The following is a 12832-nucleotide window of genomic DNA, read 5'->3' as shown; positions in this document are numbered from 1 at the left end:
CGCGAGCATGAACGAGCAGAGCCCGGCCCTCCGCAACTTCACGATCAATTTCGGCCCGCAGCATCCGGCGGCGCATGGCGTGTTGCGCCTGGTGCTGGAGCTGGACGGCGAGGTGGTCGAGCGCGTCGATCCGCATATCGGCCTGCTGCATCGCGGCACCGAGAAGCTGATCGAGACCAAGACCTACATGCAGGCGATGCCGTATTTCGATCGGCTCGACTACGTCGCGCCGATGAATCAGGAGCATGCCTTCTGCCTCGCCGCCGAACGCCTGCTCGGCATCGAGGTGCCGCGCCGCGGCCAGCTGATCCGCGTGCTCTACTCCGAGATCGGGCGGCTGCTGTCGCATTTGCTCAACGTCACCACCCAGGCGATGGACGTCGGCGCGTTGACCCCGCCGCTGTGGGGCTTCGAGGAGCGCGAGAAGCTGATGGTGTTCTATGAGCGCGCCTCCGGCTCGCGCATGCACGCCAACTACTTCCGCATCGGCGGCGTCCACCAGGACCTGCCGCCGAAGCTGATCGACGACATCGACGCATTCTGCGATCCGTTCCTGAAGGTGGTCGACGATCTCGACCGGCTCCTCACCGGTAACCGCATCTTCAAGCAGCGTAACGTCGACATCGGCGTCGTGACCCTGAAGCAGGCCTGGGAGTGGGGCTTCTCCGGCGTGATGGTGCGCGGCTCGGGCGCGGCCTGGGATCTGCGCAAGTCGCAGCCCTACGACGTCTATGCCGAGATGGAGTTCGACGTTCCGATCGGCAGGAACGGCGACTGCTACGACCGCTATCTGATCCGCATGGAAGAGATGCGCCAGTCGGTGCGTATCATGAAGCAGTGCATCCAGAAGCTGCGCGCACCGGACGGGCAGGGCCCGGTGATGATCACCGACAACAAGATCGCTCCGCCGCGCCGTGGCGAGATGAAGCGCTCGATGGAAGCGCTGATCCACCACTTCAAACTCTACACCGAAGGCGTGCACGTGCCGGCAGGCGAGATCTATGTGGCCGTCGAGGCGCCGAAGGGCGAGTTCGGCGTCTATCTCGTCGCCGACGGCACCAACAAGCCTTACAAGTGCAAGATCCGCGCTCCGGGCTTCGCGCATCTACAGGCGATGGATTTCATCTGCCGCGGCCATCTGCTCGCCGACGTCTCGGCCATTCTCGGCTCGCTCGACATCGTGTTCGGAGAGGTGGACCGCTGATGGGCCATGCGCCGATCCAGTTCGATCGTGCTTCCGGAGCGCTCGAAGGAGCGAACCTCTGGGAGCGCACGGCTGCATTGGCGCTGTCGACCGGCTCGAAGATTTCCTCGCATTTCTCGCATCGCGGCTACAACCGCTGTGCCAATCTGCTGCGGCTGGCGCTGCCCGAACGCGACATCGCGGTGAAGCTCAACCCGGACGCCGTGTTCGAGTTTCCCTATGGCGACGGCTATTGGAGCAAGCTGCTCAACCGCGACTATCACTATGAGGACGAACTCGAGTTCCTGTTTCTCGGCACTGTCGATGTCGACTACACCTTCATCGACGGCGGGGCCAATTACGGCTACTGGTCGGTGCTGGTGTCGAGCACGCCCTACGGCGCGCACAAGGCGATCGCGATCGAGCCGTCCTCGGCGAACTTCGCCAAGCTCGCCAACAACGCCCGGATCAATGCCGGCCGCTTCGAGGTGATGAAGTGCGCGATCGGCGCCAGCCGCGGCACGGCCTATTTGACTGGCACCAAGCATGAGGCCTTCAGCATTGCGGGCGCCACCGCCGGCGGCGAGCAGGTGCCGGTGATGGCGCTCGACGATCTGATCGACGACGGCAAGGTCGCCGCTTCCGGCAAGTACCTGATCAAGCTCGACGTCGAGGGCGTCGAGATCGAGGCGATCAAGGGCGGGGCGCGGCTGCTCGCGACTGACAGCATGATCCTGTGCGAGGAGCACGGCCAGGATCGCAACCATACGGTATCGCGCTACATCCTCGATCAGACGCCGATGCAACTGATGGTCTACGACCCCGCAAGCGGCCGCCTCGAGACCGTGACGGAGCTGTCGATCCTCGACCGGATCAAGGCGTCCGCCCACGTCGGCTATAACGTGTTCGGAACTGCAAGTGCCTTCTGGCAGAATCGCGTCGCAGCGCTCAATGCAAGTGCCGCGCGCCGCATGCAATGAAAGATTGAAGAGCCATGTCCGTTCGCCGTCTTGCCCCGAAGGAAGTCCAGCCCGTGAGCTTTGCGTTCACGGACGAGAACCTTGCCTTCGCCAAAGCGCAGATCGCGAAATATCCGGAAGGCCGCCAGGCCTCGGCCGTGATCGCGATCCTGTGGCGCGCGCAGGAGCAGAACGAAGGCTGGGTGTCGGAGGCGGCCATCCGCGTCGTCGCCGACATGCTCGGCATGCCCTACATCCGCGTGCTCGAGGTGGCGACCTTCTACACGATGTTCCAGCTGCAGCCGGTCGGCAAGAAGGCGCATGTGCAGGTGTGCGGTACCACGCCGTGCCGTCTGCGCGGTGCCGAAGAACTGATCGAGGTCTGCAAGCATCGCATCCATCACGATCCCTTCCACCTGTCGAAGGACGGCGACTTCAGCTGGGAAGAGGTCGAGTGCCTGGGCGCCTGCGTGAACGCGCCGATGGTGCAGGTCTGGAAGGACACCTATGAGGACCTGACGCCGGAGAGCTTCGGCAAGGTGCTCGACGGCTTCGCGACCGGCAACCTGCCGACGCCGGGTCCGCAGAATGGCCGCCAGTTCTCGGCGCCGGCGGGCGGGCCGACCACGCTGAAGGAGAAGACATGAGCCGCAATCGCACCCGCGTTGCGGCCCTGACCGAAGAGGGCGCCGCGATGAAGAACTGGCGCTACGTGGCGCTGCATACGCTCGCAGCCGCCGCTTTCATTTTCGTGCTGCAGCGGTTCGCGCTCAACGCGACGCTGGAGTCCAGTCTGCTGTGGGCCCTTGTGTTCGGCGGTTGCGCCGCCTTCATCGCCAACATGCAGTCGAACCGCTGACATCCGAGGAAGCCGTCTGATCATGCTCGACGACAAGGACCGCATCTTCACCAACCTCTATGGCCTGCATGATTGGGGCCTCGAAGGCGCACGCCGGCGCGGCAGCTGGGATGGCACCAAGGCGCTGATCGAAAAAGGTCGCGACTGGATCATCAACGAGATGAAGGCCTCCGGCCTGCGCGGCCGCGGCGGCGCCGGCTTCCCGACCGGCCTGAAATGGTCGTTCATGCCGAAGGAATCGACCGACGGCCGGCCGAGCTACCTCGTGGTCAACGCCGACGAGTCCGAGCCCGGCACCTGCAAGGATCGCGAGATCATGCGGCACGACCCGCATCATCTCGTCGAGGGCTGCCTGCTCGCCAGCTTCGCGATGAACGCGCATGCCTGCTACATCTATGTGCGTGGCGAGTTCATCCGCGAGCGCGAGCGGCTGCAGGCGGCGATCGATCAGGCCTATGAGGCCAACCTGATCGGCAAGAACAACATCCACGGGTGGCCGTTCGATCTCTACGTCGCCCACGGCGCCGGCGCCTATATCTGCGGCGAAGAAACGGCGCTGCTGGAGAGCCTCGAAGGCAAAAAGGGCCAGCCGCGGCTGAAGCCGCCTTTCCCGGCGAACGTCGGCCTCTATGGCTGCCCGACCACCGTCAACAACGTCGAGTCGATCGCGGTGGCGCCGACCATCCTGCGCCGCGGCGCCGCCTGGTTCGCCGGCATCGGCCGTCCGAACAATGTCGGCACAAAACTGTTCTGCATCTCCGGTCACGTCGAGCGGCCCTGCAACGTCGAAGAGGCGATGGGAATCCCGTTCCGCGAGCTGATCGAGAAGCATTGCGGCGGCATCCGCGGCGGCTGGGACAATCTGAAGGCGGTCATCCCCGGCGGCTCGTCCGTGCGCATGGTGCCGGCCGAGCAGATCATCGATACGCCGATGGATTTCGACAGCCTGTCGAAGCTGCGCTCCGGCCTCGGCACCGCGGCCGTGATCGTGATGGACAAGTCGACCGACCTGATCCGGGCGATCGCGCGCATTTCCTACTTCTACAAGCATGAGAGCTGCGGCCAGTGTACGCCGTGCCGCGAGGGCACCGGCTGGATGTGGCGCGTGCTGACGCGCATGGCCGAGGGCCGGGCGCACAAGCGCGAGATCGACATGCTGCTCGAAGTCACCAAGCAGATCGAGGGCCACACGATCTGCGCGCTGGGCGACGCGGCAGCTTGGCCGATCCAGGGGCTGATCACGCATTTCCGTCACGAGATCGAGGCGCGCATTGACCAGTATTCGCACAAGGCCGATGTCGACGACGTGGGCGTGCGCGATCCCGCGCACATGGTGGCGGCGGAGTAGGTGATGGCGGCCCGGTTCGCCAACAACGTTTTCCCCGCGCTCGCGCCCTCACGGTGCGCAGCGGCGCGGTGGTCCGTGGTTTGAGAGAGATGTGAGGCAATGACCAAGATCATCATCGATGGCAAAGAGATCGATGTGCCGCCGGAGTACACGCTGTTGCAGGCGTGCGAGGCGGCGGGCGCCGAGATCCCGCGCTTCTGCTATCATGAGCGGCTGTCGATCGCCGGCAACTGCCGGATGTGCCTCGTCGAGGTGAAGGGCGGACCGAAACCGGTCGCGAGCTGCGCCTGGGGCGTGCGCGACTGCCGGCCGGGCCCGAAGGGCGAGCCGCCGGAGATCTCGACGCGGTCGCCGATGGTCAAGAAGGCGCGCGAAGGCGTGATGGAATTCCTTCTGATCAACCATCCGCTGGACTGCCCGATCTGCGACCAGGGCGGCGAGTGCGACCTGCAGGACCAGGCGATGGGCTATGGTGTGGACACCAGCCGCTTCGCCGAGAACAAGCGCGCCGTCGAGGACAAGTATCTCGGCGCATTGGTCAAGACCTCGATGAACCGCTGCATCCAGTGCACGCGTTGCGTCCGCTTCTCGGCGGAAGTCTGCGGCGTGCCGGAAATGGGCGCGATCGGCCGTGGCGAGGACATGGAGATCACGACGTATCTCGAGCAGGCGCTGAGTTCGGAGCTGCAGGGCAATCTGGTCGACATCTGCCCGGTCGGTGCGCTGACCTCGAAGCCCTACGCTTTCGCCGCACGCCCCTGGGAGCTCGGCAAGACGCAGTCGATCGACGTCATGGACGGCGTGGGCTCGGCGATCCGTGTCGACACCCGCGGCCGCGAGGTGATGCGCATCCTGCCGCGCATCAACGATGCCGTGAACGAGGAGTGGATCTCCGACAAGACCCGCCATGTCGTCGACGGCCTGCGCACGCAGCGGCTCGATCGTCCGTACGTTCGCGAGGATGGCAAGCTGCGCGCCGCCTCCTGGCCGGAGGCGTTCAAGGCGATTGCCACCAAGCTGTCGCGCATCGACGGCAAGCGCATCGGCGCGATCGCCGGCGATCTCGCCGCGGTCGAAGAGATGTTCGCGCTCAAGGATCTGCTCGCCAAGCTCGGCTCGACCAACGTCGCGGTGCAAGGCGGTGACAGCTTCGAAGCCAAGCTCGGCCGTGCGTCCTATCTGTTCAATCCGACCATCGCGGGTATCGAGCAGGCCGACGCGATCCTGATCATTGGCGCCAATCCGCGCAAGGAGGCGGCCGTGCTCAACGCCCGCATCCGCAAGCGCTGGCGCTCGGGCCAGCTCAAGGTCGGCTTGGTCGGTCCCAAGGCCGACCTGACCTATGCCTATGAGCACATCGGCGCGGGCACGGACTCGCTGAGCGACGTCGCCGCCGGCAAGCACTCGTTTGCGACCACCTTCCGCAACGCCAAGAACCCGATCGTGCTGGTCGGCGCCGGCGCCGCGGCGCGCCACGATGGCGGCGCGATCCTGTCGCTGGCCGCCAAGATCGCGATGGACGTCAACGCCGTGCGCGACGACTGGAACGGCTTTGCCGTGCTGCACGACACCGCCTCGCGGGTCGGCGCCCTCGACATCGGCTTCAACGGCACGGGCCTCACGGCCGCGCAGATGACGACGTTCGGTACCATGGACGTGATGTTCCTGCTCGGCGCTGACGAGGTCGAGGTGCCCGAGGGCGTTTTCGTCGTCTACATCGGTACCCATGGCGACCGCGGTGCCCATCGTGCCGATGTCATCCTGCCGGGGGCTGCCTACACCGAGAAGTCCGGGCTCTATGTCAACACCGAGGGCCGGGTGCAGATGACCGGCCGGGCGTCATTCCCGCCGGGCGAGGCACGCGAGGACTGGGCGATCATCCGGGCGCTGTCCGACGTGCTCGGCAGGAAGCTCGGCTACGACTCGCTGGCCGCGCTGCGCGTTGCGATCATCAAGGCCGTGCCGCATCTTGGCCGCGTCGACCAGATCGAAGCGGGCAAGATCGCCGACATCAAGACCCTGGCCGGCAAGGGCGGCAACCTCGAGAAGGCACCGTTCAAGCCTGTCATCGACGATTTCTATCTCACCAATCCGATCGCGCGCGCATCGGCGGTCATGGCGGAATGTTCCCGCCTGGCCTCCGGGCAGATGCTGACGGCAGCGGAGTGAGCGTGACCTGATGGCTGATTTCTTCGCAAGCTCGTTCTGGACCGGCTTCCTCTGGCCGCTGATCATCATGATCGCGCAGAGTGTCCTGCTGCTCGTCGTCCTGCTGGTCGCGATCGCCTACATCCTGCTGGCCGACCGGAAAATCTGGGCGGCGGTGCAGATCCGCCGGGGTCCCAACGTGGTCGGGCCCTGGGGCCTGTTCCAGTCGTTCGCAGACCTGCTGAAGTTCGTGCTCAAGGAGCCGATCATTCCGGCCGGCGCCAACAAGGGCGTGTTCCTGCTGGCACCGCTGGTGTCCTGCGTGCTGGCGCTGGCGGCCTGGGCGGTGATCCCGACCAATCTCGGCTGGGCGATCGCCGACATCAATGTCGGCATTCTCTTCATCTTCGCGATCTCGTCGCTGTCGATCTACGGCATCATCATGGCCGGCTGGTCGTCGAACTCGAAGTATCCGTTTCTGGCGGCGCTGCGCTCGGCGGCGCAGATGGTGTCCTACGAGGTCTCGATCGGCTTCGTCATCATCACCGTGCTGCTCTGCGCCGGCACCCTGAACCTCTCGGCGGTGGTCGAGGCGCAGCATGCCCGCGGGCTTGCGAGCCTGATCGGCCTGCCGCAGCTGACGATCCTGAATTGGTACGTCTGGCCGCTGTTTCCGATGTTCGTGGTGTTCTACGTCTCGGCGCTGGCCGAGACCAACCGTCCGCCCTTCGATCTCGTCGAGGCGGAATCGGAGCTCGTTGCCGGCTTCATGGTGGAATACGGCTCGACGCCGTATCTCTTGTTCATGCTCGGCGAGTATGTCGCGATCACCACGATGTGCGCGCTGGCGACGATCCTGTTTCTGGGCGGCTGGCTGCCGCCGATCGACCTGCCGCCGTTCAACTGGGTGCCGGGCGTCATCTGGTTCTCGCTCAAGCTGTTCTTCATGTTCTTCCTGATCGCGATGGCGAAAGCGATCGTGCCGCGCTACCGCTACGACCAGTTGATGCGACTGGGCTGGAAAGTGTTCCTGCCGCTGTCGCTGGCCATGGTGGTCATCGTCGCAGGCGTGCTGCACTTCGCCGGCATCGCGCCGAAATGAGGCTGTCATGAACATTTCCGCCACCGCACGGTCGCTGCTGCTGCAGGAGTTCGTCTCCGCATTCTTCCTCGCGATGCGCTACTTCTTCCAGCCCAAGCCGACCCTGAACTATCCGTTCGAGAAGGGCCCGATCTCGCCGCGCTTCCGCGGCGAGCACGCGTTACGGCGCTATCCCAACGGCGAAGAGCGCTGCATCGCCTGCAAGCTGTGCGAGGCGGTCTGTCCCGCGCAGGCGATCACGATCGAGGCCGGCCCGCGCCGCAACGACGGCACCCGCCGCACGGTGCGCTACGACATCGACATGGTGAAGTGCATCTATTGCGGCCTGTGCCAGGAAGCCTGTCCGGTCGACGCCATCGTCGAAGGACCGAACTTCGAGTTCGCGACCGAGACCCGCGAGGAGCTGTATTATGACAAGGCCAAGCTGCTCGCGAATGGCGACCGCTGGGAGCGCGAGATCTCCAAAGCCATCGCGCTCGACGCGCCGTACCGCTGAGGCCGTCCGATGATCCCTTTTGAATTCCCCGCGTCATTCCGGGATGGTCCGAAGGACCAGACCTCAGGTGCGCAGTTGCGCACCGAGAATCTCGAGATTCCGGGTTCGCGCGTTGCGCGCCCCGGAATGACGGAGCATTGACGATGATCCTTCCTGCGCTCTTCTTCTATCTCTTCGCGGCGGTCTGCGTGGCCTCGGCCGTGATGGTGATCGTCTCGAAGAACCCCGTTCACTCGGTGCTCTATCTGATCCTCGCCTTCGTCAACGCCTCCGGCCTGTTCGTGCTGATGGGCGCCGAATTCCTGGCGATGATCCTCGTGGTCGTCTACGTCGGCGCGGTCGCGGTGCTGTTCCTGTTCGTGATCATGATGCTCGATGTCGACTTCACGGAGCTGCGCGAGGGCTTCCTGCAGTACATGCCGATCGGCCTGGTCATCGGCGGCATCTTCCTGTTCGAGCTGCTGCTGACGGTGTCCTACTGGGTCATCAACCCGACGACGCCGAAGGCGATCACCGCGGCGATCCCGACCAACGTCACCAACACCGAGGCGCTCGGCCTCGTGCTCTATACGAAGTACATCCATTACTTCCAGCTCTCCGGCATGATCCTGCTGGTGGCGATGATCGGCGCGATCGTGCTGACGCTGCGCCACAAGGCGAGCGTCAAGCGCCAGGACATCAACGTCCAGAACGCGCGCACGCCGGAGATGGCGATGGCGGTCCGCAAGGTCGCGGTCGGGCAGGGGCTGCAGGATACGGACGCGGCGGAGTGGGTGAAATGACCATCGGATTGGGGCACTATCTCGCCGTCGCGGCCATGCTGTTCACGCTCGGCATCCTCGGCATCTTCCTGAACCGCAAGAACATCATTGTCATCCTCATGTCGGTCGAGCTGATCCTGCTCGCGGTGAACATCAATCTGGTGGCGTTCTCGACATTCCTGGGCGACATCGTCGGGCAGGTGTTCGCGCTGCTGGTTTTGACAGTTGCGGCGGCGGAAGCCGCGATCGGCCTTGCCGTGCTGGTGGTCTACTTCCGCAACCGCGGCTCGATTGCGGTCGAAGACGTCAATATGATGAAGGGCTAAGGGCGCATGATCCGCACAGATGGGGGCCGGCTCGCCGGCAAGGTCATGCGTAAGGGAACGGGCGAATGATCCAGGCCATTGTCTTTCTGCCGCTGCTGGGCGCGATCCTGGCCGGCCTGATCGCGCTGCTCGGGGCGCATGCGCGCCATCCGAGCGGTGATACGGTCGAGCATCATCACGACGACGGTCATCACCACGGCACCGCCGACGCGCACGCGCATGACGATCACGGCCACGGACACGACGACCACCATGTCACCGAGCCGCCGGCCTCCGGCACCTGGGCGGCGCAGGTGATCACGACGGGGCTGCTGTTCGTGTCGGCCGGCCTGTCCTGGGCGATGCTGATCAGCGTCGGCTTCATGCACCACGAGGCGGGCGTGAAAGAGCTGCTGCCCTGGATCAATTCCGGCGAGCTGCAGGTGTCCTGGGCGCTGCGCGTCGATACGCTCACGGCGGTGATGCTGGTCGTGGTGACCAGCGTGTCCTCGCTCGTCCACCTCTATTCGATCGGCTACATGGACGAGGATCCGAACCGCCCGCGCTTCTTCGCCTACCTCTCGCTGTTCACCTTCGCGATGCTGATGCTGGTGACCGCGAACAACCTCGTCCAACTGTTCTTCGGCTGGGAGGGCGTCGGTCTGGCGAGCTACCTGCTGATCGGCTTCTGGTTCCAGAAGCCGTCGGCCAACGCTGCCGCCATCAAGGCCTTCGTCGTCAACCGCGTCGGCGATTTCGGCTTCGCGCTCGGCATCTTCGCCGTGTTCCTGCTGGCAAAGTCCACCGACTTCGAGACCATCTTCGCCGCCGCGCCGAGCTTTGCCGGCAAGACCATCAACTTCCTCGGCTGGCATGCCGACGCGCTGACCCTGACCTGCCTGCTGCTGTTCATGGGCGCGATGGGCAAGTCTGCACAGTTCCTGCTGCACACCTGGTTGCCGGACGCGATGGAAGGCCCGACCCCGGTCTCGGCGCTGATCCATGCCGCGACCATGGTCACCGCCGGCGTCTTCATGGTCGCGCGCCTGTCGCCGCTGTTCGAGCTCGCCCCGAACGCCCAGGCCGTCGTGATGTTCTTCGGCGCGACCACGGCGTTCTTCGCAGCGACCGTCGGCCTCGTGCAGAACGACATCAAGCGCATCGTCGCCTACTCGACCTGCTCGCAGCTCGGCTACATGTTCGTGGCGATGGGAGCAGGGGCCTACTCGGTCGGCATGTTCCATCTGTTCACGCATGCGTTCTTCAAGGCGCTGCTGTTCTTAGGTTCTGGCTCGGTGATCTACGCGATGCATCACGAGCAGGATATCCGCAACATGGGCGGCCTGTGGCGCAAGATCCCATACACCTTCGCGGTGATGACGGTCGGCACCCTGGCGCTCACCGGCTTCCCGGGCTTTGCCGGCTTCTTCTCCAAGGATGCGATCATCGAGGCCGCATACGCCGCGCACAATCCGTTCGCGTCCTACGCGTATTTCCTCACCATTGTCGCCGCCGGCCTGACCTCGTTCTATTCCTGGCGCCTGGTGTTCAAGACCTTCTTCGGCACGCCGCACGATCAGCGTCATTATGATGACGCACACGAGAGCCCGATCTGGATGCTGATCCCGATCGGCGTGCTCGCGGCAGGCTCGATCCTGGCCGGCCTCCCGTTCAAGGGCGTGTTCACCGATCCCCATGGCGTCGAGCACTTCTTCGGCGAGTCGCTGAAGATGAACCCGCACATCCTCGAAGACATGGAGCACATGCCGGCCTGGCTCGCTCAGCTTCCCTTCGTCATGATGGTGCTGGGATTTGTGGTCTCCTACATCTTCTACGTCAGACGTCCGGACATCCCGGAGGAGCTCGCCGCGCAGCAGCCGCTGCTCTACAAGTTCCTGCTCAACAAATGGTACTTCGACGAGCTGTATGACGTGATCTTCGTCCGCCCGGCGAAGTGGCTCGGCCGCTTCCTCTGGAAGAAGGGCGACGGCTTCGTCATCGACGGCTTCGGTCCGGACGGTGTCTCGGCGCGGGTGCTCGACATCACGCGCAACGTCGTCAAGATCCAGACCGGGTACCTCTATCATTACGCCTTTGCCATGCTGATCGGCGTCGCCGGCCTGATCACCTGGTTCATGTTCATGGGGGGCCAGCAATGACCACCTGGCCAATTCTCTCCGTCGTTACCTTCCTGCCGATCGTCGGTGCGCTGCTCATCTATCTGGTCCGCGGCGACGACGAGGCGGCCCGGCGCAATGCGCGCTGGATCGCGCTGTGGACCACGCTGATCACCTTCGCGGTGTCGGTGATCCTGGTGCTGCGCTTCGATCCGGCGCAGACCGACTTCCAGTTCGTGGAGAAGTCGAACTGGCTGGCGGCCGGCATCAGCTACCACATGGGCGTCGACGGCATCTCGCTGCCGTTCGTGATCCTGACCACCGCCCTGATGCCGTTCTGCATCATCGCGAGCTGGAAGTCGGTCACCAGCCGCCTGCGCGAATACATGATGGCGTTCCTGATCCTGGAAACGCTGATGGTCGGCACGTTCTCCGCGCTCGACCTCGTGCTGTTCTATCTGTTCTTCGAGGGCGGCCTGATTCCGATGTTCCTGATCATCGGGGTCTGGGGCGGTCCGCGCCGGGTCTACGCCTCGTTCAAGTTCTTCCTCTACACGCTGCTCGGCTCGGTGCTGATGCTGCTCGCCATCATGGCGCTGTACTGGAACGCCGGCACGACCGACATTCCGACCTTGATGCATACGGCGGTGCCGCGGTCTTTGCAGACCTGGGCGTGGCTCGCGTTCTTCGCCTCCTTTGCGGTGAAGATGCCGATGTGGCCGGTGCACACCTGGCTGCCGGACGCGCACGTCGAGGCGCCGACCGCGGGCTCGGTGATCCTGGCCGCGATCCTCTTGAAGATGGGCGGCTACGGCTTCCTGCGCTTCTCGCTGCCGATGTTCCCGCTGGCCTCGCACGACTTCGCGCCGCTGGTGTTCACGCTCTCGGCGATCGCGATCATCTACACCTCGCTGGTCGCGCTGATGCAGGAGGACATCAAGAAGCTGATCGCCTACTCATCGGTGGCGCATATGGGCTTCGTCACCATGGGCATCTTCGCGGGCACCATGCAGGGTGTCGCTGGCGGCGTGTTCCAGATGATCTCGCATGGCATCGTCTCGGGCGCTCTGTTCCTCTGCGTCGGCATCGTCTACGACCGGATGCACACCCGCGAGATCACAGCCTATGGCGGCCTCGTCAACCGGATGCCGGTCTACGCTGTCGTGTTCATGGTTTTCACGATGGCCAATGTCGGTCTGCCCGGCACCTCCGGCTTCGTCGGCGAGTTCATGACCCTGCTCGGCACCTTCAAGGTGTCGATCCCGACCGCGTTCTTCGCGACGTTTGGCGTCATCCTCTCGGCCTGCTATGCGCTGTGGCTGTACCGCAAGGTCGTGTTTGGCGCGCTGACCAAGCCGTCGCTCGCCAGCATCAAAGATCTCACCCTGCGTGAGGGCGTGATCCTGTTTCCGCTGGTGGCGCTGACCATCCTGTTCGGCGTCTATCCGAAGCCGATCCTCGACATGTCGGCGGCGTCGGTGCAGCAGCTCGTCACCAACTACAATACCGCCGTGACGGCCGTGAAGGCCGCCGCGCTGCTCCAATGATGAGACC

At 64.4% G+C, this 12832-nt stretch carries 12 protein-coding genes; all 12 read left to right on the top strand.

The features are described from left to right. The first annotated feature begins 7 nt into the window (after positions 1–7). Positions 8–1204, top strand: coding sequence for an NADH-quinone oxidoreductase subunit D (locus ACQR1X_RS17945; protein ID WP_434899302.1), 1197 nt, complete (start codon positions 8–10; stop codon positions 1202–1204). After that, the gene (locus tag ACQR1X_RS17940) at positions 1204–2163 is read left to right on the top strand and encodes an FkbM family methyltransferase (RefSeq protein WP_434899301.1); all 960 of its coding nucleotides are present in this window, start codon (positions 1204–1206) and stop codon (positions 2161–2163) included. The genes ACQR1X_RS17945 and ACQR1X_RS17940 overlap by 1 nt, the downstream gene beginning before the upstream one ends. Before the next feature lie 14 nt (positions 2164–2177). Continuing rightward, positions 2178–2789 (top strand): NADH-quinone oxidoreductase subunit NuoE, encoded by a 612-nt coding sequence (gene nuoE / locus ACQR1X_RS17935; RefSeq protein WP_434899300.1) that lies wholly within the window; start codon positions 2178–2180, stop codon positions 2787–2789. Beyond that, positions 2786–3001 carry a hypothetical protein gene (locus ACQR1X_RS17930; protein ID WP_434899299.1) on the top strand — a complete coding sequence of 72 codons (216 nt, stop codon included), beginning with the start codon at positions 2786–2788 and terminating at the stop codon, positions 2999–3001. The genes nuoE and ACQR1X_RS17930 overlap by 4 nt, the downstream gene beginning before the upstream one ends. Positions 3002–3023: 22 nt before the next feature. Next, a complete protein-coding gene (gene nuoF / locus ACQR1X_RS17925) occupies positions 3024–4349 on the top strand; it encodes an NADH-quinone oxidoreductase subunit NuoF (RefSeq protein ID WP_315711552.1) in 1326 nt (441 codons plus the stop codon). A gap of 99 nt (positions 4350–4448) precedes the next feature. Then, positions 4449–6518: an NADH-quinone oxidoreductase subunit NuoG gene (gene nuoG / locus ACQR1X_RS17920; RefSeq protein WP_434899298.1), complete on the top strand. Its 2070-nt coding sequence runs from the start codon at positions 4449–4451 to the stop codon at positions 6516–6518. 10 nt (positions 6519–6528) lie between these two features. Next, a complete protein-coding gene (gene nuoH, locus ACQR1X_RS17915; protein WP_434899297.1) occupies positions 6529–7599 on the top strand; it encodes an NADH-quinone oxidoreductase subunit NuoH in 1071 nt (356 codons plus the stop codon). Positions 7600–7606: 7 nt separating this feature from the next. Then, on the top strand, positions 7607–8095 hold the full coding sequence (gene nuoI, locus ACQR1X_RS17910) for an NADH-quinone oxidoreductase subunit NuoI (protein WP_006611003.1): 489 nt from the start codon (positions 7607–7609) through the stop codon (positions 8093–8095). A gap of 143 nt (positions 8096–8238) precedes the next feature. Continuing rightward, complete coding sequence (locus ACQR1X_RS17905; RefSeq protein WP_015666525.1) at positions 8239–8877, top strand: NADH-quinone oxidoreductase subunit J; 639 nt, start codon at positions 8239–8241, stop codon at positions 8875–8877. Then, positions 8874–9182 (top strand): NADH-quinone oxidoreductase subunit NuoK, encoded by a 309-nt coding sequence (nuoK, locus tag ACQR1X_RS17900; RefSeq protein WP_315711558.1) that lies wholly within the window; start codon positions 8874–8876, stop codon positions 9180–9182. The genes ACQR1X_RS17905 and nuoK overlap by 4 nt, the downstream gene beginning before the upstream one ends. A gap of 65 nt (positions 9183–9247) precedes the next feature. Continuing rightward, positions 9248–11320 (top strand): NADH-quinone oxidoreductase subunit L, encoded by a 2073-nt coding sequence (gene nuoL, locus ACQR1X_RS17895; protein WP_434899296.1) that lies wholly within the window; start codon positions 9248–9250, stop codon positions 11318–11320. Then, a complete protein-coding gene (locus ACQR1X_RS17890; protein WP_434899295.1) occupies positions 11317–12825 on the top strand; it encodes an NADH-quinone oxidoreductase subunit M in 1509 nt (502 codons plus the stop codon). Before nuoL ends, ACQR1X_RS17890 begins: the two co-directional genes overlap by 4 nt. Positions 12826–12832: the final 7 nt, after the last annotated feature.

This window comes from Bradyrhizobium sp. HKCCYLRH3073 (genome assembly GCF_051167995.1).
Taxonomy (GTDB): Bacteria; Pseudomonadota; Alphaproteobacteria; order Rhizobiales; family Xanthobacteraceae; genus Bradyrhizobium.
This window is presented reverse-complemented; position numbering and strand designations above follow the sequence as displayed.